The following is a 26,128-nucleotide window of genomic DNA, read 5'->3' on the forward strand; positions in this document are numbered from 1 at the left end:
CCGAAAAGGAGCTCGAAGAGAAGGAGGCGCTGGCGAGAGCGGAGACCTTTAATTTGCGTCTCGCTTCGCTTGCCTGCCGTTCCAATTCGCGCTGCCATCGCGTCCCGTGACAGCGTAATGCTGCCGAGCAGGAATATTTCTTGGCTCAACGGCTTGGAATTGGGTCCGTTGGTTCCGTAGCCAGGATCATCAAGCGGCTCTCATGAAAATGCGGCGAACCGTGACACAGGTCGATCCTGCTCAGTGGCAGAGCTAGGGCCGATCCTAGCACCGCGGCCGGAGCATTCGGGCGGAAACATCACGTCCTACCTTTACGTTCGACCGTTTGTGTAACCGCCAATGCACCGAACAGCGCCACGAAGGCCGCCAGCCCGACCCAGCCGATGATTTGACGCGAGCGCTCCTGGGCTGCCGGCATCTGCAGGGCCTCCAGCTTCGGCCACATGACGTGGATGTAGATAATCCTGACAACGACAGCATATTTACTGTGCTGGCGAACTGCATTCGCGAGGCCAAGAAGACGCGGCAAGTGATTTTGGTCACGCACAACCCTAACCTGGCGACGTGACTTTGGACAAAGCGGCTGGCTACAAGTTTACTTATGAATCCGGGTCTATCGAAAATCCGCGTATCAATGACGCTATCGTGAAGATTCTCGAGGGTTCAAAGCCGGCGTTTGTGCAACGCCGCCTTGCGTACCAAATGAAGTAGCTCTCCGCTTGATGGGTGCCCTTCATGCTGTCGTGGCCGAGTCCGCAGATTGCGGTCTTTGCGCCATCCCAAGCGGTTTGCGGTCACCGCTAGCGGCGCGGACGACGTTCTTTGCTGATGGGGCTATTCAACAAGCGTTGCACTTCCGCCTCGACGCGGTTGAGCGAAAGCCCTGCCACGCCAAACCTCTCATAGAGCGACGTCAACAACGGGAGCATGCATTCGGCCAATCGGCTCTCGATATCGTTGGCAGAAAACTTTGCCTCCAGCACGGCTTCATCGCTTCGCGCCGCATGACCTTCGACAAGCAGATCACTCAGCGGGTTAGCCCAGGAGCGCAACACGCGACCGCGCAGGCCCGTGAACATGGCGCGGAAATGAACCGTCACGGCTGTATCGGCGTCTTTGCGAAGGAGCGATGCAAGCTTTTCCGCGTGCAACAGAACCTCACCCATCCGCCATAGGGGAAGCGTCGTGTCGAGGATCGTTCCGGCGGGGAACGTCTCCGCACCGTCTTCCTGATAACCGCGGATCAGGAACATGCGCCCCGAAGGTGCCGCACGCCAGAAATCGCAATGCGCAGGATCATTAAACCCGCGCTCGACTTCCTCGCCTTGCGGTGCAAGCCAACATTCAATCAGTCCATCAACTTCACGCGGCTGAATAGCCTCGCGTGTCGGAAGCCAGAACGGCGGCCAGCCCGTTTTCCGAACTACGGCCTTTTCAAGAGTGCGTTCAAAGGCGGTCAGCTCCGGCATCTTGAGATCGCCCTCAAGCCAGTAGTCGAACCGATACCAGCCATTTGGAAACCGCGCAGGCGAATCCTGGGGGAGCGGAGCAACCAGATTACGCCAACGCTCAAATGCATCGCGCACGAACCGGGCTTGCGTGTCCCCCTCGGTAGGCTCATCCACCAAACCCACCACGCGCAGGATATCGAGCGCTTTCGCCAGTGTCAGGGTCGTTTCACCACGCTCGAACGCAGCCATTGTCGGATGGCTGACACCCGCCAAAGCCGAATGATCTTTTTGTGTAAGACCTTCCGCCTTGCGACGGCGCAAGGTTTCTTCCACGTACCGTTGCCACGCGAGCGGGGCTATGTTTCCAGTATTCTCAGGCATGAATTGTCCACGATCTCTTTGAATCTATGCACGAAGCCGTCCGCCGGCTCCGCGTCGGGCGGACGGATAATGGATGCAGCCTTCTCCACCTGCCGCTTTAGCTGTCTGAATGTCTGGTCGATGGCCCTGTCCGGCAGGCCGATTTCCTGGCCGAAGGCACGGAAAATTGCCTGGTTGGCCGCTTCCAGATGGATTTTCTCACCGCCGATTGGCAGCGCCAATGTCTGGTCGAACCCGTCATAAAATGCGGTGCTCACCACATCATAGGCGGGGGATAGCCGTAAGCCCGTCGGCGTTTCCAGAAGGGAGAAGTTTTTCAGGTGGGCATCGCAATTCCCGACCAGGGTGAAGACGATCAGGCGATTGAAAAACCGCAAGAGGTCGATTTGCGCGCGCGATGAGTGCTGACGAATGATCGCGGCAATATCCTCGTAGGCCGCATCATACTTGCCTGCGTAGTCCCGTCCCTTGGGCTTGCTGAGTATCTGCGCACAGTCTTCGAGGCGCAGTTTCTCGCCGTTCGGTTTCCGGTCGAAGCGGGTAACAATGAGCGCCGTTTCGTCAACAGCCGCGATGAGCGAGGTCGTGAACGCGGTCACTTCCCTTTCGCCAAGGACGGCGGCGGTCCATCGCAGGCTCAGGAGTTCATTTCGAACGAGGTTGTCTATTCGGTCGGAATTGAATTTAGCGATGTAGGGCGCTGATCCCGTCGCACTCGCGGGAACAAACCTGTTTTCATCGTCCTTGGTGACAAGCAGTTTCTTCTGCACACCTGAAACCGTGCGTCCGGGGCTGGCCGTGGCTTCGGTGATTTCCGGGAGCTGTGCGGCTTCGTCCGGCGGCCGGATGCTGACGGCCCCGATACAGTCTGCGCCGTAACGAAGGAGCAGCCCAAGGTCGTCTTCTTCGACGACATGTGCCGAACGTGCCTGTTGTTCGCGTAGCCATCCTTCCGGGCCGAGGTGCTGGAAGAACGGATGCAGGCCGGCCTTCCATTCATGTTCGCGTTGCGTGGAGGGGAAGCAGCAGGCGATATTGCCTTTATTCCAGTCTGAATGATAGGCGAAGCGCGTTCCGCCGTTGGCCGTTTCGACCAACGTGCCGGCGGATTCATCCTTGAACAAAATATCTGCGCTTCTCAGTGCCATTAAGTTATGCCTTCGCTCTCTGCCCCATAAGCGCCCGATGGGGCGCTTATGAAGCCATACATCCATTATGGTGTATAATTTTGGCGAAAATCAAGTTATAACTCGATTTAACGCGTTTCGCGCGAAAGAAGTAATCTTTAGCTTTATATCTTTCCGATCTGCGCTAGCCACAGCTCGCCTGCGAAACTATGACTCGAATCTAGTGTAAAAATCCGTTCGCGGGAGGCCGTTTAGAATTTTCCGGAAATGCGGCGACCGCTGAAAAAACGGAATTTCTTAAAGCGTTCAGGCGTCTCGGGGAAAAATCCCGACCACCCTCTATGGCAAGCCACCAAACCGCAAGCGGTTTCGCCCCGTGCGGGTGACGATCCTATGACGCAAGGCCCTTCGAGGATAGTCTCCTTGGGAGGGGTGCATTGTCCAGTACCTGAACGTCTCCTTTCGGCCCCTACCCGGCCCCCCTGACCGGCTGGGATTTGGTCGTTTAATATCGCGCATCAATTCGAATACAACTTTTAATTATCGTCAATTTCGACATGTGTACTGCAATGAGCTTATCACACACTTACTTCATCAGGCGTGGCGTGATGAACGCCTGCCGGCCCTGGCGTGGAGTGGGATAGTGTCCACCAAGTGCTAGGTGCACACTATAGCGCTATCCGATATCGGGCATGATTGAGGCGGCGAAGTGTGGTCAACGAATCTGGTCGATGGAAGGCAAATAACGGATTGTTGAAGGAGCGCAGCTTCCGGGGAATTCGTTGCGGAGGCGGCGCGTCGGCGCGGGGTCAATAGCAACCTGCTTTTCCGGTGGATACGAGCGGCCGAGGCGGGACATCTTGACTATCGGCCTGCTTTTGCTTTTACCGGAAGCTCTTAGGGACTCATTCCGATCGGTGTGTTTGGACGAGGCGATGACGAAGCCTGCGATGACGATACCGATCCGGTGGTGCAGCACCTTGGCTGTCAGAGCGCACTCGTAGGCGGCCATGTCCGCCGGCTTTATGCGGGCGAGCTGGTCCCGCTGCGAGGCCGCGAGACGACCTGGCAAAGTGGCTGCTATCGCCGCCGTGACCTCATCCTGAATAGCGAAGATGTCGTCCAGTCTTCGGTCGTATTTATCGGCCCAGACATGAGCATCGTTGACCGCGTCGATGAGCTGGACCGTCACCCGCACCCTGTCGCCGATCTTTCGGACACTGCCTTCTACCAGGTACTGGGCACCCAGCTTCTCGGCCACTTCGCGCACGTTCACCGCTTGGTTCTTGTAGACGAAACTTGAATTGCGCGAAATGACGAAGAGCTCGTGGCGGCGGGACAGCTCGGTGATGATATCCTCGGTCAAGCCGTCGGCGAAAAAATCCTGCTCGGGGTCGCCGCTCATATTGTCGAACGGCAGAACAACGATCGCGGGCTTGGAAACGGCGCGCTTCGCGCCCTTCTTCTTCTTCTTCAGCATCTTCTCGCCCAGGTCCTCGATGGGGACTTCGAGGCGGTCGGCAATCTGCGTCGCCACCGCGGCGGTGACGCAGATGCCGCCCACATCAGCCAATTGTTCGATGCGGGCGGCGATATTCACGCCATCCCCGAAGATGTCGTCGTCGTCGAAAATGATATCACCGAGGTTGATGCCGATCCTGAATTCGATCCGCCGATACTGAGGCACGTCCGAATTGCGTCGCTTCATGCGCTGTTGGATCTCCACGGCGCATTTCACCGCGTCGGTCACACTCTGGAATTCCACGAGCATGCCGTCGCCCGTCGTCTTGATGATCCGGCCCTCGTTCTTGGCAATGGCGGGATCGATCAGTTCTATTCGGTGCGTTCTGAGGCGGGCGATGGTGCCTGCTTCATCCGCCTCCATCAGTCGGCTATAAACGCCTATAAATTGGCGCCTTCTTTCGAAAGCAGCTACGTGCCGCATGGGGCGGCAATCGGTGGTAATGAGGCCGCTGTCCCTTCCAAGCGTTTGCGCGAAGGATTTCGGAGGTGCCTGTATTGCTGCCGTAAAGAACGCGCAGCGGCCCCGATCTACGGACGAGCTTGGCTGTGGCCTGCAGAGCGCGCAGGCCGAGGCTGTTGGGGGAGGCTTTTCGACGGACCTGCCGGAACACTCTGGACGCACAGGTTCTGGTCCAGGACAAGCAAAGGATCGGGTACCGTGTCGATTATGCCTTGCGACTGGATATGGCCATTGCGCAACAGGCGATAGAGGTCTTCCAGATTCATTACCAATCCCGAACGCTCAATTTTCTCACGATATAGTAAATGCGCACGCAAAGGGCCTTGTTCCTGAAGGCCAACAGAATGGCGTCTCGCCTGACCGCGAGGGCTTGGTCTGATTTAATTGCTTCGCTTTTCGTGCTCCACGCGTCGGCGCTGGCGCGAACCGGGCGTGAGCCTACTGGCTGCCGAACTTCGACTTCCCGCACCTCTGCCCGTCTGAGGGCGATCGAACCGTCGCGGTCATCGAAAGCAGGCGCAGTGAATGGCTCGTTCCAAGCCATTGCGGACCTTCAAGCGAACACCTGTTTGCTCAAATGCCGACGATCTGATCGGCTTCGCGGCCCAACAGAGGAGTGAGATTAGGTCGCAAAGACTCGTTGGCGGCTCGCAGTAAAGCGACCATCGAACGCAATTCTTTGATGACTTCGTCGCGTTCGTGTTTTAACGGTCGAGATGCCAAACGTCCGGATTTCGTGCGAAGTATTCGATCAGCATTTCGATTAGGACCCGAACTTTCCGTGCGAGGTGCTGACCCGGCGGTCGGACGACATACGCGCCGGCCGAAGGTGGGGGATAGCGTGTCATAACCGGAACGAGCGCGCGGCGCCGCGGGTCGTTCGTGCAAGAAGCTGGACGCCAAGTTCCGCTTCAACCCGAAAGAGCCGCCGACTGACGATTGACCTGGAGACGCCGAGCCGGCGCGCAGTGGCCGATACGCCCGCGGCATCGGCCACTGCGACGAATGTTGCGCACGAAACGATACCGCCTGGGCCTGTCAAGAAAAAAACACCAAATATTACACCCGCGCACGCAACTCAGATGTAACGAACGTAACACTCGCAAAGCGATCTACCTGCTATGATGTCACAATTGGTGAGATAATAGTGTCCTAAGTATTGGTTCTGTAAACCTCAGATAACTCACCCTTATTCCAGGTCAATTCTAGACGGGTTGCCATTTACCCATAAAGCAAACCTGCAAGGGAGGATCGCTGCCATGACGAAGGTATTGCTCGTACTCATTGCTCTCACGTCAACTTTGACTACGACTGCTGTCGCACAGTGCAATCCAGCGGTACAGCAGTGCCGTTGAGGCACCGCTCGAAACAGTGAACCACCACCATGTCGAACCTTGTCGCGCTGCTTTTCGGAGCGGCGATCGTGCTGTTTTATTCTTACAACCGCTTCAACCGCGTCACCTACGAGGGCGGGCGGCAGATGGAGCGGCTTGTCGATCTGCTCTCACCCGACAAGCTTCGGGCGCGGCGCATCGTCATGCATGCCTACACGTTCTACGCCCTCATACTCCTGCTCATTTACTTCTTCCTCTGCGCCTATGCTGAACTGCTGCCGCTTCTCGGCGGCCCGGACCTCGCAGTCGGCGCGAGCAAGCTTCCTGTACCCTCGGCTGAGGCCCCGGGGGCAGTTATCGCTGGCTTCGCTCCGGGCAATGATGCTGCGATCCCGTGGACATTGTCGAGCGTTGTGGGTCCGGCGACCGTGCGCGACTTCGACATCGGCATCGATGCGTCCGTGTCGCTTGCCATAGCCCTGATCATGGTCGGCCTGGCCCCCACCTTCCCCCTCCTGGGCAACTTTGAAGATTGGATGCGGGGGGCGGCACATCGCCTGGCAGGAATTCCAACGCACGTCATCGGCGCCAGCGAGGATCTGCGCCGAAGGGACCTTAAACTGCGCGGAAAGGAGGCGGCGATCTCGGCTCCGACCGTTGATGCGACAGCGGTAAAGCAGCAGCACCTTCTCATTCCGCTTAGCAGCTGGGACCGCTTGAAGCACTACCAAGCAGCGGCGAAGGAACAGGTAAACGAACGGGAGGACTTCCGACTCGATCTGGAACTGATCTTCGCCGTCTCGGCTTGGATTCTCGACCGCAAGCTCAAACTCGCCAATGGCCCCGTGCGGGAGCGTTTCCAACAGCTTGAAGAAGAACTACGCAAGCGTCGAGATCAGTTGATCGTCGAACTGGACGACCGATCAGGCTTCGGGTTGAGCGCAGCGAAAAACATCGTCACTGCCGCAGGCTATGGCACCCGCGACGCAAACCTCGGCGAGCGCAAGCGGGCGACTTGGGAGCGGCTTGCTTCCGACGCCGACAATCTTGCCGACGATTTCTGCTTCTTGCTCGCTCTCTATGTCGAACACGGAATTATAATCGCATCTTCCGACGAGGACGCCGCACACCAGCAGTTCATTGCAAAGAAAAAGCTGGACGCTTTCCTCGGCGGACTGCTTCATCCCCACCTGGCGGCGGGTTCCCATAAATCCCATGCGACCATGGCCTCGCTCTGGGCACTTGGCGTGGTGTTCTTCGTCGGTCTGTTTTGGGGCGTTGTGCCCGGCCGATTTGAAGACGAGCTCGTTTGGGACGCGCCAACCAGCGTCTATTCGCGGACGCTCAGCTGCATCTTCTATGCGTTCAACAACTATTGCATCCCGATAATCGTGACGCTCGCACTTCGTGACGCCGGCATGCAGTCACGTCGCTGGCACAACATCCGCAAGACACACTGGACCAAGTGGTTGCCGCAGGTCGTGCTCGTGCTTGTCGCTTCGTGGGCTGTCGCTACCCTGTTCGTCATGGGGTTGCAGCTCTGGAAAACCGGCTTCGATACCGGTTGGGCTGCTAGTGGGAAAAGTCTCGGGGTAATCCTGCAGTACTCGTTCGAATACAATGCGCCAACGGTCTTCCGCGGCGCCAGCCTGGCCCTGATCGTGGCGTTCCTGCTCGATGCATGGTCGGCGCAAGCGCGGACACTCTCCCTTAATCCGCCTTTGCTTTCGAGTCTGCTCTGGGCGACGGGCTCCGCCGTTGTCATGGCGGTTTTTGGAGGGATAACGCGGTATGCGGCGGCTTGGGCCGCAATGCCGTCAACGACGCAGAGCCTCACAGACATCCACCGAGGCCTAATCTTTTATTCGATAGTCTTTTCGGCACTCATTGGCTTCTTGGTGGTGTTCTGCATCACCGCGGCGCTTCTCAACCTTCACAGCGGCTCCGAGCGTCGCCCTGGGGCGAAGACGTCCCGCCCGGCAGCGCCGGACCCAACGCCGGCGGAGTAGCCGATGTGCACGCTGTTTACAAAACTTGTCCTGGCCGCACTGCTTCCCGCCCACGCGCTGACCTCTGCGGCACATGCCGACACCATCGGCGGCGAAGAGATCACCGTAGGCGTACGCAGCGATGCACGGCCCTTCATCTGGCAGGATCAAAACACCAAAGGATACAACGGATTCTTCTGGGATATCTGCACGGAGGCGGTCCAACGCGCCGGTTACCGGCTTAAAGCGGTGAACGTCAATACAGGAAAACGGGCCGAATTCCTACGGGCAGGCTCGGGAGACTACGACCTTCTCTGTGACCCCACAACGATCACCCTCAAGCGAATGCAGAATTTCGCTTACAACGGTGGCGTGCCCTACCTTGAGTTTTCGCCAATCGTCTTCGTCGCGAATGGCTCCTACGTCAAGCAACAACTTCGCGCGATTGCGCCAAAGGCAGCAGGTGACCTTCCGAAAGGTGCCGGCAAGCCAACCTGCGACGAAATTGTCACGTGGCTGGGCCAGGTTGAAGGCGAAAAACCGGAGGAGTGGAAATGGTGGCCGGCGCCAAACCTCCAAGCCGCCGACTCGGAGAAGACTCCGGACCCCGCTACGGACGGTTTTCTCGGCTGGTTTAAACGCAAATTCAAACTCACGCTCAGCCGTTCACCGCAAGGTGAGGACGAGCAAACGAAGACTTTCGAGATCTGGGGATATGTCGAAGGATCGACGTCCCAGCTGACGGCCGAACGACAAGCAAAGACCGGCTCAAAGGACGGTTTGATGATATGCCCACGGGCGATGAACTCGCACGACGACGCGGCCAAAGCATTCTGCTCTCGAAGTCTGGCGCGCTATTACGGGGACGTCGACATGATCAGGGCCGCTCTTGCCGGCTATAGCGAAGATACCGCCACCCGCTGCGCCGCCGACTTTACCCCCGCCGCCGCGGGGAGTTACGAGCCCTACGCCTTCGTGGTCTCGTCGCGCCACTTTCCGGACTTTCCCGAGCGCATTAGCCTGGCGCTCTACGGAATGTTCGAGGACGGCACCGTCGAGCGGCTTTTCACCGGCCATTTTCCCGGAACGCAGAAGTCTCAGTATCTCGGCACGCTGTTCCGGATCAACAGCATCCCTGCGGGAAGCGAGCCGCCGAGCAAAGATCCGTTGCTTGCCTGCTTCCGTTGTCCAGTGGGCATCGGCCTTAGCAGCCTTTGATATCATGTCGTTCTTCGGAGCTGTCGCTTTTTAGCCGTGAACAAATCCACCCTAGGCGGCCTCCTCGCACTTGGCGCTGAACGCCGTCCCGTCGGGAGATCGCCTGCAGTTCAGGCGTGCATGGCGCTAGGGCTGACATCGCTGAGCCGGCGCGATGCAGAACGCCGAACGGAGGCCGCGGCAACGGTTCGCCACCGACGCGCCAACCTTTTGCTTCCTAGAGTATACCCTCTTATCGAGGCGTTATGATGCGCGGCGGCTTCTGCGGATCGAGGCGAGGCATTAGTCGAAGACTGCGTTGCGCCAGACGCTGACGTTGTGCCCTCCTCACGACATCGGCATCCGTATCTTGAACCCACGAATGCGAATAACGGCGCCGCTGCTCTTCAGCGTCGTGTCGACGTCGCGCTCAGTTGCCTAATACACGCCGGCTTCAGTTTCAGGAGCAGCCTGACCAAAACAAATGGAAGGCAAAACCTGCCGGCCTTGCCCTGCATCTTTGCCTTCCAGCCTCCATGAACTGAACAGAGTGGATGAACTCAAATGGCCCTGAGCCCGGCTGGCTGCGCAGTCGCCACTGAGCTCGGCACCAACAGGCGCCGTCTTGGAACAGCAGCGGTGAAAAGCGGGCCGAGATTCCTTGGCTTGTAGACCTGCTGCGCGCGCGTCGCCGGATTGTCGTTCGGAGAGAAGAAGACCGTCCGCCCGTAGCGCTCGACGACGCTTTGATGAAGGGATTCGTTGATTGTGCGTTGGGGAACACCGAATTCATCGCGCGGCCGGTAGAGCGTCTCGTAGTAATCCACCTTGAAAGGCGTCTCGCAGATTTGCCTGAATGTTGGCGTCAACCGGTCCTTGAAAGACCAGCCCGCACGCGAGTCGTGATGGGGCGCGTTTAGGTCGAGCTCACTTGGAAGCATGCTCCAGTCGATGACCAGCCCGCAGGCCTGCGCCTTTTCGGCCATCCAGACCAGAGGTATGTCGGCCAGGGATCGGTCGACATATCCGCCGCCGACGTCGCCATGGCTACCAGCGAACCAGACCTGCTCTATCTCACATCTCTCCGGGATGTCGCCCGTCCAAAGCGTCGGCACGAACTCATCTCTCGCCTCGTCGATGGCCATCGCGTGATACGCGTGACGCGTTATCCTCGATGCCGTCGTGTTGTGGAACCCGTATTCCCTGTGGTTGAAGGCATTGAAAATGTGGCTGGGCACGCCGAGCGCTCCGACCGTGTCCCAAACCCCCATGAACGTGACCTCGACATCGAGATGCGCGTCCGTTGAATATCTCTCGACGAAATCTTCCGGCGACCGTTTGTCGAACTTCCTATAGTAGTGCCAGGCGTTGCGCAGATCCCCAAGCCGCTGACGTTTGAGAAGTCCGCATGAAGCGATCAGTCCCGCTAGGCTGCGTGCGGAAAAGGCACCGCGCGAGAAACCGAAGAGATAGATCTCGTCGCCTGCAACGTAGTTTTGAGCCAGGAACATGTATCCAGATCGGATGTTCTCATCGACGCCGTTGCCGGTTGCGCCGTCCAGGATGCGCTGAATCTGCAGGCCGGACGATCCCACACCACGCAGGTAAAGGACTGCCTGTGGAATACCGCCTGTCTCCTGGCAGGCGCGAATGGCCCGCGCGATCAGCGCGACATTGGTTTCGGAACGGGCACTATCGGCGTCGTTCCAGGTTCCATCGAAACAAACAACCAAGCGTTTCATCTCTTTTTTCCTTATGGCTTTGATGCGCGTTTCCCTGTTGCATCGGCGCCGGCAGCCGCCGTTCTCATGCGGCCGGGGCTTCAAGTCCGCCCCGAAGAGCCCGGACCCACTTTTCAACCTTGCCCATCACACCCCAGCCTCCGATTGCAGCGAAGACAGGGAAGGCGGCCGTTACCAGCTCGCGGCCGAGCCCTCCGTCGGCCTGCGCCGCCGCCGCTGCTGCGCCCGCGTTCGTAGCGCCCTCGATCAAGGGCGCCGCGACCGCCGTGATCGGCGCCAGCGGCGGGAAGAAGATCGGCAGGATTGTCGTGGCAAGCATGCCGATCGCGCCAATTGCGGTTTTGCGGCCGTCGAGCGCATGCCCGAGCGTCTTGCCGAGCGCACCGTTGACCGGCGTCAACGTGGGGTCGCTGACCGAAGCGAGCGGGTCCGGCTTCGGGCCGTTCAGAACAACGCCATTGATCATGGTGGGTTGGGTCGTGATCGCCCGCAAGACGTCCAGCAGCCAGGTCATATCCTCCTGGCTCGCCGGTTTATGTCCGCGCGACAGCGCAGCGAGCCCGAGGATTTGTTGCAGCAGCTGTACGGGGTTCGCCTCGGTCGTCGCAGGCGCAGGCGCAGGCTGCGTGATAGCGGGCATGGTCGTTTCCTCCTGTGGAACATCGTCCTGATCGACGAGCAAGTAATAAAAGGTCGCCTGTCCATGCTTCTTCAGCAGGCCATCAACGAGGGTCTTGAATTCATTCCACTGGTGCGGCGGAACGGTCTGACAACCAAGGCTGGAGGTGGATGTGACGCCGCCGCGGTGAAGATTGATCCAGAAGCGGCTGGTGGGCGAGTCCGTATCCTCACCAGTCTCGTCGCGGATGACCGTGCAGTCACTGTCCTGCCGAAAAGCCGGATAGGGCCCGTTCTTGCGCGAGAAGCCGTGCGGACCGGGGCGGTAACGGATCGCCTGTCGCGGTTTCAATCGGGCAATCCCGCGACCGAAACGACTGGGATCGGTATTGCCGTTGAAGTTGTGAACACCGTTCGGCTCGACGACGAAGATCGCGTCGTCATAGACGCCGCGATCATTGGCGCTCTCTTTCCCCATCGTGTTGAGGTAATAACCTCGCACGGCCACAATGGCCACGGCGTCGTCGCGCCCGTCTTCCGGGATGAGATCATGGAATTTTTGCAGCACGCTCTGTGTGATCGCGGCGGACTGTTTGGGGCGGTTGAGCGGCAGAAGCTGCGAGATTGGGTTCGCCAGGAGTTCTTCGGTGGACTGCTCCTCCTCCGAGTTCAAAGCGCCGCCAAGCAGCGTCTCGATCTGATCGGCAGTGAAAATCTCCTCCGAGCCGCCCTTGCTCTCCAGAACGCGAACCTTTGGGGTGCCGTAGTCCCCCTTCGAGAACATCGCCGCTTCACGCTCGCGACGGGCGATCAGCCCGTCGAGCACCTTGCCGTTGCTCTTGTTCCAGCGGGCAAACTCGGCCGTGGCGCCATCGACGTCGCCAGCGTTGAACTTGCGCGTCAAGGTGGCGGTCGATATCGCGCCTGTGTTGAAGTGCCAAGAAACAAGTGCATCGAACTGTTGTTGCGAGAGCGCCGCCCTGACCGCTGCCTGAACCTGGCTTTCGACCTGGGCAACGTCGTTGCGGAAAATGTTGATCGCCTCTGTGAGTGTCACCGTCATGCCGGACCGAGGAACCGGTGGCCCGGCGGCCGCGGTATGCCCGGCGCCTACGGTCATGGTCCCAGTACCGTCGTTGTAAGCCGATAGGACGATCGCCTCTTCGGCGAGCATCGCGCATATGCCGCGTACACTGGTCTTCACTTCAGCCTCCCTTTGTTCGAATGGCTTCTTTTGTTGCGCGCTGCCGCCCGCTAGCCATGCCGCAGCCGACGGACGACCTTCTCCGTGGACACGTTGGCGCGATCGCGGCCACGCGGAACCTACCGATCGATCAGGCAGACACCGGTCTTTTCCAATCGCCGCTGGGGTCTATCTCGAGATCGAGACAGAGCCGTTGTGGGTTCTGAAACTAACACGAACAAATATTATTCGGCTTCTTACAATGAAAGGAGCCACGCTCAAGGCAGTACGGGAATAAATTAGTTCATCAGATTTTCTTTTGAAAATCCTTGTTATCTTATGGGGCACCAATATTCGAATGCGAGATTACGGCTCGCATACAATATTTACGTCAAAATGAGAGCCTAGTATGTTACGAACGTAACACTTAGCACCGGCAGAGCGCGTTATAATAAATAGGCTTCAAGGAACTCGATGGCCATTTCGGCGCGCGCATCGCCGTCTTTCGACCTGTCATATTGCTCCCAGAAACTTCGGCGGGTACGCCGAGCGTTGGCATTGTAAAATCGCTCGGCTAGTTCGCGGGTACGCGGCCATGTGGATGGTCGAAGGACTGTCGCCCGTCAATCTCAGAAAACCAGAGGGGTGCTACGGCGTCATGCCGGTCGAGGCGTTATATAAATGGGAGAGCGCACAGCGCTGTCCTGGGAGTTCTCGATCCAGCGGGCGAGACGACGGTAGATATAAAGATCCCAGAAGTACTCGATGGCGCAGCTAACAGAGGTCGACGTCAACTGCGATGTCGCCTGTTGGCGCGCATGCCGGTCATTCGCGCGACCCTAGCAGGCGACCGCTTTCCATCTGTGGACGCCCCGCAAGACGCAAGCGGTTTTTTCGGCGGTCGGCACGTTGTCGGATGCTGCCATCTGTCCGGCCTCTTGGTGCAGCGCAAAGGCTGCGGGCGCGTATGGGAGTTCGCGGACCGGATCCATATCACCCGAAGCGTGCTTATGCGCACGGTGGAAAGCCCTGGTTTTCCGGCCCCGTCTCGCCGACTGTTGTGCCATACCCTCCTTCGACCGACCACGTCTCCGACAGCCCCCAGACCGGCCCGGCTTACGCCGTGACCGCGGCTGGAGCCTTGTAACTCTCCTGCTTCATGAGCAGCGCCCAAACGATCCGTGCCATCTTGTTGGCGAGCGCGACCGCCACCAGCATCCGCGGTTTGCGCGCCAGCATCTGTTCCAGCCAAGAGCCCTTCGGTGCGCCGCGCCTTGCTGCCTGTTTTATGACCGCCATGCTGCCGATGATGAGCAGACGCCTGAGCGTGCGCTCGCCCATTTTTGAGCTCGCGCCGAGCTTCTGCTTGCCGCCCGTCGACTTCTGCAGCGGGGCAAGCCCGAGCCAAGCGGCGAAGTCGCGCCCCTTTGCGAAGGTCTCGGCCGGCGGAGCGAGGGCCGCGATTGCGGCCGCAGGGATGGGGCCGACGCCGGGAATCGTCATCAACCGCCGCGACACCGCGTCCTCGCGGGCGCGCCGCGCGATTTCGCCGTCGAGTTCGGCGATCCTGCCGTCCAGGTCGGCCATGAGGTCCAACATCAGCCTGATCAACGCAAGGGCGGCTGGCGGCAACGAGGAGCCCATCTCGTCCTCATCGAGCAGGTCGGCCAGCATCGCCACATAGGAAGGTCCTTTGGGCGCGACCCAGCCATATTCCGTCAGGTGACCGCGGATCGCGTTGATCAGTTGGGTCCGCTGGCGAACCAGAAGATCGCGGGTCCGGAACACCAGCGCCGCTGCTTGCTGTTCCTCGCGCTTCACGGCGACGAACCGCATGTTCGGGCGCTGCGCCGCCTCGCAAATCGCCTCTGCATCGATGGCATCGTTCTTATTTCGCTTCACGAAGGGCTTCACGTAGGCCGGCGGGATCAGCGGACCGTATGGCCCATGTCCATCAGTTCGCGACCCCAGTGATGGGCACCGCCACAAGCTTCCAGGGCGACGGTGCAGGCGGGCTGGGCGGCGAAAAAGTCCAACACCTTCCCCCGGCTGAGCTTCTTGCTGAAAACGGCGCGGCCGCGCTCGTCTGCACCGTGTGCACGGAAAACATTCTTCGCGATATCCAGCCCGATCGTGGTAACGTCAGGCACGGACGCCTCCCTCCAACGGTTGCAACACCGCCATTCTGGCACAGCGATGCCGTCGGGGGGCGTCAACCCCATCACCCTCCCTTGACGCATGGGAACCCGGAAGGATCGACCAATGCGGACATCTGCGGTGAAGGCGCTGAAGGTCTCAAATGGGCCTTAGCGGACAGGCGGCGGTTAACCCGCCATCGACATGCATTTGCATTTCGCTGGCGGGGTTTGATGCAAGGCAAGATAGACCTATTCGCGAGGCAACCTGCGATCAGAGTGCGTCGCGCTCGGTGCGCAGGTTGGAGACGACGCGCCGGTTCTGCACCATGCAGGAGCGATCCGTGCAATCACGGACCTCGCGGTCGTTGCCGTAACCCTTGGCCCACATGCGGTTGGCATCCACGCCCTTCGAGACGAGATAGGCCATCGCTGCATCGGCGCGTTTCTGCGACAGCGTCACCATCTTTGACGCGGACCCGGAATCGTCGGCAAATCCCTGCAGCTTGATCAGCCAACGCGGGTTGCTGTTGAGCCAGATGGCCTGCTTATCCAACGTTGCCATGGCGACCGAATCGAGCGTGGCCGAGTCCTTCGTGAAGTAGGTCCGTCGGCCCACATTCAGGATGAAGTCCTCTTCGCTGCCGGCCACGACATTTTCGAAACCGGGCGCCGGATCGTTGGTTTGTCCGGTCATCGGCGCCGCGCCCGGCTCTTCCAAAGCGGCGATTTCAGTGGTGTTGCAGGCGGCGAGCGCCAGGAGCATGGCCGCGGTGGCAAGCAGCCGCGTATATCCGGTCAAAGCAGACATCAGCGTGATATTCCTCATTCAACCGGGGTTGCTTGGCTGACCTGAGCGGCACTTTCAGCCTGGTCGGCTATGTGCGGCAGTACTTGCACCGCGGTGCCGATGGGGCAACGCTGATATAGGTCAATTGCATCTTCGTTGAACATGCGGATGCAACCGCTGGAGGCATCCTTACCGATGCTGCCCGGCTCCAGCGTACCGTGTAAGCGATAGCCGGTATCGACACCATCGCGAAGCAGGTACATGGCGCGCGGGCCAAGCGGGTTCTTTGGCGAACCTCCCGCGACCGATTCAGGCAGTTCCGGGTGGCGCTCACGCATCTCCGGCGGTGGCGTCCAGCGTGGCCAGAGCGATTTCTGGTCGATCGTGGCGCGGCCATACCATTTGAAGCCCTCGCGCCCGACACCGACGCCATAGCGGATGGCAGTCTTGTTTTCCATGATCAGGTAGAGAAAATGGTGCCTGGTATCGACAACGATGGTGCCAATCGGCTCGCTGCTGAAGTATTTGACAACCTGGCGGCGCCACTTCTTCTCTATCTTGGCAAAGTTGGTGCTTCGGAACGTTACGCCATTGTCGACGGTGGTGCCGGAAAAATAGGAAGACGCCGCTGCGAAGGTGGATTTCTGGACCACCACCGTGCCAACTGACGCTAAACCACCAAGCACAATATCCCTGCGCATCCACCCCATCGGCAATATCCCCCTGTAAAGCCAAGCAGCGAAGTGGCAGTAAACCAGATTTTTCATTTGCCACAACATAAAATTGCGCGGCTGTCTTAAGTAGAACGGTGTTTGGTCTCTCTCGGGGGGCTGGCGCGTCTTCCGCTCAATCTTCGACCGGTATGTTCGCCTGGAGGGCAAGCTCAAGAGTGTCCGGTCGCTACGGCGCTCGCTACAATTCCGCATGCATGTATTCTACATCCTGTCGCAATCGAACCGGAAGATTCGACCCGTTGACGACCTTGATCGTCGCAGACCTGAGCGTCCAAAACGAGGTCGGGTACCGGACCTTCGCAACAGCATTCACGAGTGCTCTCATGTGAGGTCATTCGCAATATTTGGCGTCCAGTCACCCGAGGCCGCCCGAGTTTCAAGACTTGAATACTGGGAGGTGCACCAGCCGGCGAGAAGGCAATCGAGATCTGTGACCAACGTGAGCATCTGGCGGTGCCGTTGCTCGTCCTGGCGCAAATCCACCAATGCCACGCCGGAGCTCGCGGTCCGTTTTTTATCGCGAGCACTCATGAAGGCTCGGGCGAGGAGCGAACCACAAATGTCTTTTCCATGCTAAGATAGATTTGCAACGCTTGATCTCGAGCTCGGCAATGTGGCAACGGCCGAACGCTAACTTACCCTGGCGCAGGAGCACGGGTTCAATCGCGAAGCGTTTTCTTGACTGATTGGGGCAAGGAGGTTGTCATGTCCACGAGTAGTGTGGACCGCCCGCTGCGGCCAGGCGACCGGGCACCGAATGTTGTTTTCGATGCGATCTCGCGCGAAGGCAAGATTGCGCTCAATGATTTTCGAGGCAATAGCCCGTTGCTGATCGGTCTGTTTCGCGGCCTACATTGTCCGTTCTGCCGGCGCCATGTCGCGGCGATGGCGCAACTCAAACCGGCCCTGCATGAGAAAGGCGTCGAATGCCTGGCGGTCGTCAACACGCCGGTCGAACGCGCGCGGCTCTATTTCCGTTACCACCCGACACCAAATCTTCTCGCGGCGTCTGACCCGGAGCGGGCCTCGCACCGTGCTTTCGGCTTGCGTGAGGTGGGGATGGACACGGTCATGGCGATACGGGTCCATCTCCCGGGAGAGTTGTCCGAGCCTATGGGCGTAATGGCAATGAACGAGTTTCTCAACAAGAAGGAAGAATATGAGATTACGGAAGCCGATCAGCAGATGATGGCTTCCGGCCAGGCGCAGCTTGTCGGTCAGTTCCTACTGGATCGGGCAGGAATCGTACGATGGAGCTTCACTGAAGTTTTGGAGGTTGGCTATACGTTCAGCGCGCCGAATCCCGAGGAACTGATGTCGGCAGCTTCCCAAGTCGCACATCAATAGGCTGCTGAAAAACTGGCTCGACGACCACTGTCCTGTGGTGATCCCGTCGGTTTGAGCCATCCTCAAGGTGTTCAAGCGCGGCGGGTGAGGAAGGTCTCGTGTAACGGCCGCTGCACCGGGAGTATTTCTTTGACGGCGCGGCACGGGGCCGTGCTTAGGCTCCATCGCATCATGGGTCGGCTGCGGCGGGATTTCCGCTGTCTGAATGGCCGCGGCTTCTTCTACTACCAGGATGAGGAGGGCCACCGCCAAAACGGCGTCATTGCCTTCCGGCGGAGCGTCAGGATCAGGGTGGCGCTGAGCGCCCCATCATTGTTATTGCCGCGGATCGCATACTCGCACACTGGTATTGCGGGTGCGCGGATTAGGTGTACCATGATCCATTGCTAATATTCGGTCGGTTTTGCGCTTCGCGCGCAACGGGGACCGCGAAACTCTACATGACCGCCGATTGCCACTCATGTCTTGGGAGGGACGTGTGGTGCAAAGGCGTGGGCGAAATACTGCTTTATTTCTTTCATTTCTGCTGTCGACAGCTTTCATTCCCGCCGCTGCTCAAATGAGCAAGAAGGCGACAAGCGGCGAGAACTTTGACGCCGCGGTCGCCGATCAGGCAAAGCGGTTTCTGGAAGAAGGACGCGAGACGTTCCGCTTCGACACATTCGGCAGCGAGGACTTTTGGGGCGGCAAGCTCAAGCTCCATGAGGCCATTGGGGGCGAAAAGGCCGGTGGCGTCGGGACAGGCCTCAGCCCGGAGAAGGCTCTCGAGCTTGGTCTGAAAGTCGATGTGAACGCGATCCCGAAGGAGGTGGCCGAAGCGCTGAACAGGGGTGAAGTTGATCTCAAGGACCCAGCCAGCACGCTCGTCCTGCTCAAGTCCAATGCCGTTGTTGGCGTCACTGGTTTCTTCAGCGGAGACGGCAAAACGTTGAGATCGGTGGGCATTCAGTGCTCCCTGTGCCACTCGACGGTCGATGACGCCTATGCACCCGGTATCGGGCACCGCCTCGATGGCTGGCCCAACCGTGACCTCGACATCGGCGCGATCGTCGCCCTGGCGCCCGATCTCACCGCCTTTACCGACATGCTGCAGCTTAGCGAAGACGAGGTGAAGGCCAAATGCGCCACTTGCCACGTTCCGCCGATCTTTACCGAGCCAGGATGGAACCTGCACAAGGCGGAGGAGATCGGAATCGACGATTTCCAGGCGATGCGCTCACCGGATGAACGATACCGAACGGCGCCCCTTCGTGCCCTCTGGGATATGGAAAAGGTCCATAAAGGAGGGTTTTACCACGACGGGCGGTTCGCGAGCCTTCGGGACGTCGTAGACCATTACGACCGTCACCTCGAACTCAAGCTGACTGACCAAGAAAAGAGCGACCTAATCGAATACCTGAAGTCGATTTGATCTGTGCTTTCAGGTGACGTGGCGGTCGCGCGACGGGAGGAAAGATCATGAAAAAGGACCATGACGATGTGAACCACAAGTCCACAGCCGGAGATTCAACCCGAAAGCTGTCCCGCCGGAACTTTTTGAAGATTTCAGGGACTGGGGCTGCAGTTGCCGGAGCCGTCGGACTCACTTCTTGCATGACAAGTCCGCGCATGGCGCCCGTGGCGCGTGGCGCGTGGCGCGGGAACTACCCCGAAGCGTGAGGCGGCTTACCAGAATTCTCCCAACCGGGGCCGCCGCTGTGCGGGATGCACCCATTTCCTCGAGCCAAACGCATGCGAGATCGTTGCCGGCGAGATCAGTCCCAATGGCTGGTGCCGGTTTCACGACCCGAAGCGGGCCTGAGGGACTGAACCGCACGAATAGAACACGGCTTGCCGAGAGTTGCTCGTTTGCTTGAACGAGCAACTCGGTGGTCCTCAGGCTGGCTCTCATCGCCTCCCGCGGCGTTGGCCAACAAAGCCGGCTGGAGGAACAGAGCTACCGCTGAAGATTGGGTTAACAAGCGGCGGTTGTCGAACTCTTGCAGGAGTGGCGACCATGATTCTGCTCGCCAAGGACACAGTCAAATTTGCCCTTCTCGTCGGGCTTCCCGCGATCTTCATCGATGCTGTCATCGCCCACGGGCTCTTTTGGGACAAAGATCCTTACTGGACCTACTGGATAACAAAATCCTTTTTGATCACCAGCGTCTTCCTGTTTGGCACGGCCTTTCTCGGCATCGGCATCCGTCCGGGTCTGATCCTCACCGCGGTGCACACCGCAATTCTGGAAATCTACTACCAGTAGCTAGCCCCTGTGGGATTGCCTCGGAGCCTGAGTGGCTCGATTTCAACCATTTGTGAGGGACCGGAGTCCCCGCGCATTTCCTGGCGATCTTCACCGTCTAACTGGTGGCGCTCTGGCTCTGGCGGCGCAACCATCCCACACAGCAAATTGAACGGGCCGAGACCTGGCATTTCGCGGTCTATGGGCTCCTCACGACCGTTCTGGTGGTCGCGGCCGATGCGGTGCTGACGCAAATGGTTCTGCTGCGCGATTTCCCCGATATCACCTTTTTCGTGCAGCACGTGCTGGTCGGCTTTGTCTTCATCTGCGCGTGGACGCCTATGCGGTGTCGGCAGAGCGGGATGGATTGTCGGCTCTTTGATGCTGGCGCTCGTCTGGACCGCCTACAACATGTATCTCGGCCCGCGAGGGCTGCCGCTTCGTCCTCCAACTTATTCGGGATATGACGACCTCTGGTGGCGATCATTCCCCGGAGCGTTCGTCTCCGCCCTGCTTGGATGGTGGCTTGGCGGATATCTGATGAAGCGGCGCCGCAAGCTCGAATGGACCGGAGTGGCAATGGTCCTGCTGTTCGTTGCCGTCGCCCTCGATCCGGTCTTCGGTCAGACCCTGCCGGTCGAGAAGGGCACCAATGCCTTGCTCGCGAGCGCCCGCGCATCCGGTCAAGGCATGCGCGTCGTCGGTCCGGATCCAACCAATATGAAAATCACGCAGCCGATCAGCGGTGACATCAGCATCGAGACTTCTGAGTGGGCAACCGATGGTCGCACGTGCAAAACACAGACGGCATGCGCATAATCGCGACCTTCACACGTCAGGTGGCGCGCGCTACGAGGTTACGGTTGACAAGCCCATGCCTCGGCATCCGCTCCGCCAATACACCACCTCGCTGCGACGGCGCCTGTGCATGTTACGATAAGCAGCGGCGATCGGCCGATGCCGGGAATCATGCTTGAGGTCGATACCAAGGACAAGGCGCTTACGGCCGAGGCGGATGGGTACATCCACGTCATGTGGCCGAAGGTCGACCAGCTACAGATGCCGACGGCGCAGAAACAGACACGTATGATTGTCGGCTGGATCGCAATGATCGGCATTGCCGGGCTGTTCGGCTGGCTTGCCTTTTCAGAGACGGGGCGACGGACCGATGCGCTTAACGCAGCCACTTAGTACTGCCTGTCAGCAAAGCAGCAATGCGATCACTGCCGCGGTCGTGGGCGTCATCCTCAATCTGGCGGTATAGTTCGCGCTGCACGTGTTGTTCGGTGAACTCTACGCAGCGCGCGGGCTCGGCATGACGATCGATGCCCGGTATTGAGTTCCGTCCACGTCGCCTCGCTGATGCTGACGCCTGGGGCGATGCTCGCAGTGTTCCGCTTCAGGATCGGCATGGTGACGGTATTGGCCGGCTGCTCGTTCATCGGCCTTTCCTATGGATCCCTCATGGGGTGTGTCTAGCCCACCAATCCGGTCTAAGCTGAGACACTCCTAGCGCACAGTGGTGAGCGGTGCGCGAGTCCGGCTCCTCGACAAGACGCGATCGAAAATAATGCGACCCGTTCGAAGCATTCATCCGACCACATACCTCTTTGCGGCGCGAGCCTTACGCGATTTCGCGGACGGTTTCGTCGCCATATTGCTGCCGGTCTATCTGCTCGCTCTTCGATTTTCGCCGCTGCAAGTCGGTGTCATCGCCACGGCATCACTCTTTGGCTCGGCGTTCTTGACGATCGTGGTCGGGTTTCTGGGCGCGCACCGCGATCTCCGCGGGTTGCTCCTGGGCGCCGCGAGCCTGATGGTCGCCACTGGTGCAGCCATGACTGTGATCAACGATTATGCGCTGCTGCTGGTCGTCGCATTTGCCGGCACGATTAATCCATCGGCCGGCAGTGTGAGCGTCTTCGTGCCACTGGAGCACGCGGTGCTCACGCGCGAAGTGGCGAGTGTCGAGCGCACGAGGATGTTCGCTCGCTACAGCCTCGTCGGGGCGCTCGCAAGCGCGTTTGGCGCCCTTGCCGCAGCCCTGCCTGACTTGATCACGCCGCTCGGGCTCGGGCAACTGACCGCCATCAAGCTGATGTTCATTCTCTATGCGCTCTTAGGTCTAGCGGGCGCCGTACTTTATGCCCGCATACCCCCGCGCATCACCGGCGACGAGCCCCCGAAAGCAGTGCTTGGCCCTTCGCGCGCTATCATCTTCAAGCTCGCTGCCCTGTTCAGCCTTGATGCTTTCGCTGGCGGGTTCGTGGTCCAGTCGTTGCTCGCCTTGTGGCTGTTCGAGCGGTTCAATCTATCGCTCGCGGAAGCCGGGGTGTTTTTCTTCTGGTCGGGCGTGCTGTCGGCGTTCTCCTTTCCTGTCGCCGCATGGCTATCGAAGCGGGTTGGGCTCATCAATACGATGGTGTTCACTCACATCCCGTCGAGCATCGCTCTGATGCTGGCGGCATTCGCGCCAACCTTGCCGTTGACGCTTGCCTTGCTGCTCATTCGGGCGGCGCTCTCGCAGATGGACGTGCCGACACGCTCTTCTTACGTGATGGCGGTCGTGACGGAGGCGGAGCGTGCTGCCGCGGCGAGTTTCACATCAGTTCCCCGAAGTCTTGCGGCGGCTGCCAGCCCTGCACTCGCAGGTGCTCTCTTCGCCGCGTCATATCGATCCTGGCCCCTCCTCATCTGTGCGGCACTGAAGATCACCTACGACCTGCTACTGCTGCTGCAATTCCGGCACGTGAAGCCCCCTGAGGAGTGTTGAGCCAAACGCGTCCGTGAAGAGCCACTGACGAGTCCCGCAAAGTCCGCTCATTGAGGCAAATAAGACATGAGCCTGGCGGCAGCCGAGCTTCCGCTTTCCCACCCGAGTGAGACGATCGGAAGCCGGCTACATGCCGCCCAGTCCGGGATGTCGACTCCTATCCCTCCCCTTGAAGGGAATGGAACTGCATGCCCTGGAGTCCAGAATCGCAGCGATGCCATTCATGCAAAGGGCAAACGCAGCCAAAAAACCACCAACGAGCTTGTCTGCTATTTAACCGCGGCGCCGGTAAAGCCTTCGAGTTCCGCTCCGATTGATGATAAGGCGTCTCCAAGACTGCGCTCGGCGGCTGCCTTTCTTTTCTCCGGAAGCAGGCTAAGGCCCTTCTGGATCGCGGCGCGCCAGCTCTGACCTCTGCCCCAAGCTTCGGCAAAGACCTCCGCGAGGTCCTCTTGTCGGCGTGTGGCTTCCAGCGCGTCGATCAGGAGGCTGGCCTGATACACGTCCTTCTCCCGTTTCGCGATGCCGTTTACATCCGACTGCCTGCGGGAGGCGACGATCAGTTTGTGCACTGCATAGCGCTCCGGCGATGGCACGATCACGGGAACACCCGAGCGATGCAGCATGACAGTCCGGACGGGCTCATGGATCAGAAAATCCAGAAAGCGCAATGGCTGTGCCGACGCCCCGCCAAGAGCAGGCATCGGGCTGGCATGATCGGCATAATCATCGGCACCCCGATTGGGTGTGAGGAATTCGACCCGGTATCGGGCGGCATTCTCGAACTGTGTGGTCCTGTGCGGGTCTGATCGATGTGGTATCGCCCTGAAAGTGGCGTCAACGCTCTTCAGAATGTCGATGACGGGCGGCAGGCTGTCTTCGACAGTCGAGGACGCCGAATAATGCTGAGCGAAATCGGCGTCTCCGGTCTGCAACGAGGCTCCGGGCAGCCGGACACCCAGGTATCCGGCATAGGTCTGGAAGGCGACGGTGCCGACGAGAACACCGCGTAGCCGGAAGATGCCAGATGCTCCCATGGCTGCGACCACGTCTCCCGTAAACCGGTCGGGACCCGCCAGCCCGGCCTCCCGGGTCAGGGTCGACACCAGTTTTCGACGACCGCGCAGATCATCCTTGATGCCTTGGAAACTCTCCACACGTCGTGCAATCCCCGGATCATCTGCCGGACCGACATATTTGCGTGTTTTCTTTGGCTGGGTCTCCTCGAAATACCAGTAATATCTTCCCTTCACTGGAACCCGGACGAAATTGCCCGACGTGGAGAAATCTGTCTCAAACGACGCATCAAGGCTACGCTGAACGAGCTCCGCGAACATTGTCCGGTACATCAGGTCGATCGTTTTCATCAGCAAGCTCGCTATAAGAATTACGCATTTTTCTTATAACTTGCCCACGGTTGGCTGGCAAGGGCCGCCTACTATAAGACGATCGCGAGAATCTTATAACTTAATCGATCGCCGACGATACGTTATGCGATCGTTTTAGCCCAGAACGTGAACACGCCACGGTTGAGTGGCGTGTTTGAGTCTTGCGGCAGGATCATGGTCCCGACATGCACATACCTTGGAAGTGTTCCGAGAGGCGTTCAGCGACGGCGGTGTCCCGGTACGTCTACTAAAGAAAGAGCCCGATTGGCCGGAGGTGCCCGCCCAGCGGGCTTCAAATTGATCACCAAATGTTGGCGGTTTATAATGCGTGAATTAGCGGAAACGCCGCGCAAATCAACAGCGAGAGATCGCCCTCTGATACTGAAAAAATCCCCTCGACACCTGGAGTACGTCGAAACCCCCAAGTTTTTGCGATTTTAACGGCATCGCGTCGGTGGCAAAATATCAGCGTCGGGAAATTGCTGCCCGGCACCCCAGCCGCCCGCACCCGGCCCCCTCCGACATGGGTTTGCAGGGCGACACCTAAAAGAAGCCTCGGCCGCCCCAGCCGGGGCTTTTTCGCACTTGGTAGTTTCACGCCGAACTGAGGCTTAGGCGGCTTCAGTACCTGCTGCTATAGCGTATCCAGAAATGGGTACCGTCCCCGAAGGGGCCCTTCCAAATACGTCATTTCAGGCGCATTCTTCCTTCCACCAGTGGTTATGCGCAAGGGCGCCGCTGGCTGAAAGATACATACGCTTTCGCCCCAACCAGGGAGGCCGCATCGTGTATCCTTTCCGCGACTTTGACTGTGTCATCCGCCCGGATGACTTCAATCTCCTGCAGCGTGTGTTCGACAACGAACTCGCGAGGGCGAAGCTGAAGATCGATATGCCCGAGGCTGACGCGCTCGCAAAGCGGCTGATCGCGCTGTATCAGGAAGGCCTCAGGGACCCGGTTGACCTGCTTGAAAGGTTGAACGTCCACTAATTAGGGCAAAAGAGAGCCCGCACGGAAGGACATGGTAGGGCGGGCTCGGTTAAGGCCAGTTGTTTTGGCCATCCTCATAGTGACAGAGCGCCTGAAGTTGTCCAGTAGACCATTGTGGCTATCAAACGCCTGCTCGACTCCTTCGACCCGCCCGACAACATCGTCGCCTGCCTCGACTTCTTTTGGGTTTTTGATGTTCCAAGCCCGAGCATTTTACCGCGCATAAAAAGGAAAACCCGCATAGGCCGAAGCCAGGGCGGGACCGGTTCGACACACAGGCGCGCCGGTGCGGGAGGTACGCTGTAACGCAAATCCCGGCCGGATACCTTGACAAAGTACGCATGAACGTACGCGCTTTTAGCTGCGGGGCCTGCCCGGCGGAGGCCAATTCCAATCGATACATTATTCGATCTTCTTGGCCCGGAACGTGAACTCCTCGCACAAGCCATGCACGGGCTCGTGAAGAACGGCTCCCTTCAACCCGCTGCGGACTTTGGCGCCGGACGCGATCTACGGCTCGATTTAGCCCGAAGCGGACTGTCAATTCGTTGCGCGGGACGGCAGGTTTGCGCCGTCATCGGTCGTCCACGCCACCTGCTCAAGCTCATAAAAGCCGTCGATACGCTTAGCCAGCGGCCACGCCAGGACCCCCAGCAGGAGACATCGGCCGATCGTGTTCTCCCTTATGTTGGTCCACATTTGTGCTCGCCGCTCGGCGTTTGTTGGAGACGATATCTTGACT

At 59.2% G+C, this 26,128-nt stretch carries 20 protein-coding genes and 7 pseudogenes; 13 read left to right on the forward strand and 14 right to left on the reverse strand.

The genetic code is table 11. The features are described 5' to 3' along the window. Positions 1–298: 298 nt before the first annotated feature. Positions 299–547: a hypothetical protein gene (locus ILFOPFJJ_RS28890; protein ID WP_173513971.1), complete on the reverse strand. Its 249-nt coding sequence runs from the start codon at positions 545–547 to the stop codon at positions 299–301. Here ILFOPFJJ_RS28890 and ILFOPFJJ_RS36555 point away from each other — a divergent pair. Beyond that, positions 446–711 (forward strand): annotated as a pseudogene (locus tag ILFOPFJJ_RS36555) (hypothetical protein); the annotation flags it as partial. The gene ILFOPFJJ_RS28890 and the pseudogene ILFOPFJJ_RS36555 overlap by 102 nt on opposite strands. A gap of 89 nt (positions 712–800) precedes the next feature. On the opposite strand, the gene ILFOPFJJ_RS28895 reads toward ILFOPFJJ_RS36555, so the two are convergent. The 6 genes and pseudogenes from ILFOPFJJ_RS28895 to ILFOPFJJ_RS28915 all read right to left on the reverse strand — a co-directional run. Then, entirely contained in the window at positions 801–1,832 is a 1,032-nt protein-coding gene (locus ILFOPFJJ_RS28895; protein WP_210267637.1) for a helix-turn-helix domain-containing protein, read from the reverse strand. After that, positions 1,808–2,980 (reverse strand): type II toxin-antitoxin system HipA family toxin, encoded by a 1,173-nt coding sequence (locus tag ILFOPFJJ_RS28900; protein WP_173513973.1) that lies wholly within the window; start codon positions 2,978–2,980, stop codon positions 1,808–1,810. The genes ILFOPFJJ_RS28895 and ILFOPFJJ_RS28900 overlap by 25 nt, the downstream gene beginning before the upstream one ends. Before the next feature lie 943 nt (positions 2,981–3,923). Further along, a pseudogene (locus ILFOPFJJ_RS28910) lies at positions 3,924–4,904 on the reverse strand (adenylate/guanylate cyclase domain-containing protein); the annotation flags it as partial. A 188-nt stretch (positions 4,905–5,092) separates the two neighbouring features. Further along, positions 5,093–5,209, reverse strand: a pseudogene (locus ILFOPFJJ_RS35370) (histidine kinase); the annotation flags it as partial. Positions 5,210–5,647: 438 nt separating this feature from the next. Further along, positions 5,648–5,806 (reverse strand): annotated as a pseudogene (locus ILFOPFJJ_RS35375) (LysR family transcriptional regulator); the annotation flags it as partial. Continuing rightward, a pseudogene (locus ILFOPFJJ_RS28915) lies at positions 5,806–5,967 on the reverse strand (helix-turn-helix domain-containing protein); the annotation flags it as partial. The pseudogenes ILFOPFJJ_RS28915 and ILFOPFJJ_RS35375, both read right to left, overlap by 1 nt. Before the next feature lie 360 nt (positions 5,968–6,327). Here ILFOPFJJ_RS28915 and ILFOPFJJ_RS28920 point away from each other — a divergent pair. Both ILFOPFJJ_RS28920 and ILFOPFJJ_RS28925 read left to right on the forward strand, forming a co-directional pair. Continuing rightward, positions 6,328–8,286: a hypothetical protein gene (locus tag ILFOPFJJ_RS28920; protein ID WP_173513974.1), complete on the forward strand. Its 1,959-nt coding sequence runs from the start codon at positions 6,328–6,330 to the stop codon at positions 8,284–8,286. Positions 8,287–8,289: 3 nt separating this feature from the next. After that, on the forward strand, positions 8,290–9,483 hold the full coding sequence (locus ILFOPFJJ_RS28925) for a transporter substrate-binding domain-containing protein (RefSeq protein WP_173513975.1): 1,194 nt from the start codon (positions 8,290–8,292) through the stop codon (positions 9,481–9,483). A gap of 539 nt (positions 9,484–10,022) precedes the next feature. Here the strand turns inward: ILFOPFJJ_RS28925 and ILFOPFJJ_RS28930 are convergent. From ILFOPFJJ_RS28930 to ILFOPFJJ_RS28950, 5 genes and pseudogenes are all read right to left on the reverse strand, one after another. Next, a complete protein-coding gene (locus ILFOPFJJ_RS28930; RefSeq protein ID WP_173513976.1) occupies positions 10,023–11,204 on the reverse strand; it encodes a T6SS phospholipase effector Tle1-like catalytic domain-containing protein in 1,182 nt (393 codons plus the stop codon). 64 nt (positions 11,205–11,268) lie between these two features. Further along, complete coding sequence (locus ILFOPFJJ_RS28935) at positions 11,269–13,026, reverse strand: lysozyme (RefSeq protein ID WP_173513977.1); 1,758 nt, start codon at positions 13,024–13,026, stop codon at positions 11,269–11,271. Positions 13,027–14,121: 1,095 nt separating this feature from the next. Further along, a pseudogene (locus tag ILFOPFJJ_RS28940) lies at positions 14,122–15,155 on the reverse strand (IS110 family RNA-guided transposase). 259 nt (positions 15,156–15,414) lie between these two features. Further along, positions 15,415–15,969 (reverse strand): OmpA family protein, encoded by a 555-nt coding sequence (locus ILFOPFJJ_RS28945; RefSeq protein ID WP_173513978.1) that lies wholly within the window; start codon positions 15,967–15,969, stop codon positions 15,415–15,417. Beyond that, positions 15,966–16,640: a L,D-transpeptidase gene (locus tag ILFOPFJJ_RS28950; protein ID WP_173514086.1), complete on the reverse strand. Its 675-nt coding sequence runs from the start codon at positions 16,638–16,640 to the stop codon at positions 15,966–15,968. Before ILFOPFJJ_RS28950 ends, ILFOPFJJ_RS28945 begins: the two co-directional genes overlap by 4 nt. A 729-nt stretch (positions 16,641–17,369) precedes the next feature. Between ILFOPFJJ_RS28950 and ILFOPFJJ_RS28955 the strand changes: the two genes are divergently transcribed. The 9 genes and pseudogenes from ILFOPFJJ_RS28955 (at position 17,370) to ILFOPFJJ_RS28995 (ending at position 23,008) form a co-directional block, all read left to right on the forward strand. After that, on the forward strand, positions 17,370–18,011 hold the full coding sequence (locus ILFOPFJJ_RS28955) for a peroxiredoxin-like family protein (protein WP_173514087.1): 642 nt from the start codon (positions 17,370–17,372) through the stop codon (positions 18,009–18,011). A 403-nt stretch (positions 18,012–18,414) separates the two neighbouring features. Next, complete coding sequence (locus ILFOPFJJ_RS28960) at positions 18,415–19,422, forward strand: hypothetical protein (RefSeq protein WP_246299887.1); 1,008 nt, start codon at positions 18,415–18,417, stop codon at positions 19,420–19,422. 47 nt (positions 19,423–19,469) lie between these two features. Then, positions 19,470–19,670: a twin-arginine translocation signal domain-containing protein gene (locus ILFOPFJJ_RS36565; protein WP_173513979.1), complete on the forward strand. Its 201-nt coding sequence runs from the start codon at positions 19,470–19,472 to the stop codon at positions 19,668–19,670. A 337-nt stretch (positions 19,671–20,007) separates the two neighbouring features. Next, complete coding sequence (locus ILFOPFJJ_RS28970; protein ID WP_173513980.1) at positions 20,008–20,256, forward strand: hypothetical protein; 249 nt, start codon at positions 20,008–20,010, stop codon at positions 20,254–20,256. 104 nt (positions 20,257–20,360) lie between these two features. Continuing rightward, a complete protein-coding gene (locus ILFOPFJJ_RS28975; protein ID WP_173513981.1) occupies positions 20,361–20,702 on the forward strand; it encodes a hypothetical protein in 342 nt (113 codons plus the stop codon). A 112-nt stretch (positions 20,703–20,814) separates the two neighbouring features. Continuing rightward, on the forward strand, positions 20,815–21,054 hold the full coding sequence (locus ILFOPFJJ_RS28980) for a hypothetical protein (RefSeq protein ID WP_173513982.1): 240 nt from the start codon (positions 20,815–20,817) through the stop codon (positions 21,052–21,054). A gap of 138 nt (positions 21,055–21,192) precedes the next feature. Next, entirely contained in the window at positions 21,193–21,426 is a 234-nt protein-coding gene (locus ILFOPFJJ_RS28985) for a hypothetical protein (protein ID WP_173513983.1), read from the forward strand. Further along, a pseudogene (locus ILFOPFJJ_RS28990) lies at positions 21,371–21,714 on the forward strand (chromate transporter); the annotation flags it as partial. The gene ILFOPFJJ_RS28985 and the pseudogene ILFOPFJJ_RS28990, both read left to right, overlap by 56 nt. 91 nt (positions 21,715–21,805) lie before the next feature. Then, complete coding sequence (locus tag ILFOPFJJ_RS28995; RefSeq protein ID WP_173513984.1) at positions 21,806–23,008, forward strand: MFS transporter; 1,203 nt, start codon at positions 21,806–21,808, stop codon at positions 23,006–23,008. Between the two features lie 269 nt (positions 23,009–23,277). Here the strand turns inward: ILFOPFJJ_RS28995 and ILFOPFJJ_RS29000 are convergent, their stop codons facing one another. Continuing rightward, positions 23,278–24,375: a nucleotidyltransferase family protein gene (locus ILFOPFJJ_RS29000; protein WP_173513985.1), complete on the reverse strand. Its 1,098-nt coding sequence runs from the start codon at positions 24,373–24,375 to the stop codon at positions 23,278–23,280. 807 nt (positions 24,376–25,182) lie between these two features. On the opposite strand from ILFOPFJJ_RS29000, the gene ILFOPFJJ_RS29005 reads away from it, so the two are divergent. Continuing rightward, positions 25,183–25,386: a hypothetical protein gene (locus ILFOPFJJ_RS29005; RefSeq protein WP_210267648.1), complete on the forward strand. Its 204-nt coding sequence runs from the start codon at positions 25,183–25,185 to the stop codon at positions 25,384–25,386. A 540-nt stretch (positions 25,387–25,926) separates the two neighbouring features. Here the strand turns inward: ILFOPFJJ_RS29005 and ILFOPFJJ_RS29010 are convergent. Then, a complete protein-coding gene (locus tag ILFOPFJJ_RS29010) occupies positions 25,927–26,085 on the reverse strand; it encodes a hypothetical protein (protein ID WP_173513986.1) in 159 nt (52 codons plus the stop codon). Positions 26,086–26,128 lie beyond the last annotated feature (43 nt).

The sequence above is a fragment of the Sinorhizobium psoraleae genome, assembly GCF_013283645.1.
Taxonomy (GTDB): Bacteria; Pseudomonadota; Alphaproteobacteria; order Rhizobiales; family Rhizobiaceae; genus Sinorhizobium; species Sinorhizobium psoraleae.

Excerpts from the sequence above, each read along its gene's own strand:
- ILFOPFJJ_RS28895 (WP_210267637.1), bottom strand. The coding sequence starts at position 1,832 with ATGCCTGAGAATACTGGAAACATAGCCCCGCTCGCGTGGCAACGGTAC.
- ILFOPFJJ_RS28900 (WP_173513973.1), bottom strand. The coding sequence starts at position 2,980 with ATGGCACTGAGAAGCGCAGATATTTTGTTCAAGGATGAATCCGCCGGC.
- ILFOPFJJ_RS28920 (WP_173513974.1), top strand. The coding sequence starts at position 6,328 with ATGTCGAACCTTGTCGCGCTGCTTTTCGGAGCGGCGATCGTGCTGTTT.
- ILFOPFJJ_RS28925 (WP_173513975.1), top strand. The coding sequence starts at position 8,290 with ATGTGCACGCTGTTTACAAAACTTGTCCTGGCCGCACTGCTTCCCGCC.
- ILFOPFJJ_RS28930 (WP_173513976.1), bottom strand. The coding sequence starts at position 11,204 with ATGAAACGCTTGGTTGTTTGTTTCGATGGAACCTGGAACGACGCCGAT.
- ILFOPFJJ_RS28945 (WP_173513978.1), bottom strand. The coding sequence starts at position 15,969 with ATGAGGAATATCACGCTGATGTCTGCTTTGACCGGATATACGCGGCTG.
- ILFOPFJJ_RS28950 (WP_173514086.1), bottom strand. The coding sequence starts at position 16,640 with ATGGGGTGGATGCGCAGGGATATTGTGCTTGGTGGTTTAGCGTCAGTT.
- ILFOPFJJ_RS28955 (WP_173514087.1), top strand. The coding sequence starts at position 17,370 with ATGTCCACGAGTAGTGTGGACCGCCCGCTGCGGCCAGGCGACCGGGCA.
- ILFOPFJJ_RS36565 (WP_173513979.1), top strand. The coding sequence starts at position 19,470 with ATGAAAAAGGACCATGACGATGTGAACCACAAGTCCACAGCCGGAGAT.
- ILFOPFJJ_RS28970 (WP_173513980.1), top strand. The coding sequence starts at position 20,008 with ATGATTCTGCTCGCCAAGGACACAGTCAAATTTGCCCTTCTCGTCGGG.
- ILFOPFJJ_RS28980 (WP_173513982.1), top strand. The coding sequence starts at position 20,815 with ATGGTCCTGCTGTTCGTTGCCGTCGCCCTCGATCCGGTCTTCGGTCAG.
- ILFOPFJJ_RS28985 (WP_173513983.1), top strand. The coding sequence starts at position 21,193 with ATGCCGGGAATCATGCTTGAGGTCGATACCAAGGACAAGGCGCTTACG.
- ILFOPFJJ_RS28995 (WP_173513984.1), top strand. The coding sequence starts at position 21,806 with ATGCGACCCGTTCGAAGCATTCATCCGACCACATACCTCTTTGCGGCG.
- ILFOPFJJ_RS29000 (WP_173513985.1), bottom strand. The coding sequence starts at position 24,375 with ATGAAAACGATCGACCTGATGTACCGGACAATGTTCGCGGAGCTCGTT.
- ILFOPFJJ_RS29010 (WP_173513986.1), bottom strand. The coding sequence starts at position 26,085 with ATGTGGACCAACATAAGGGAGAACACGATCGGCCGATGTCTCCTGCTG.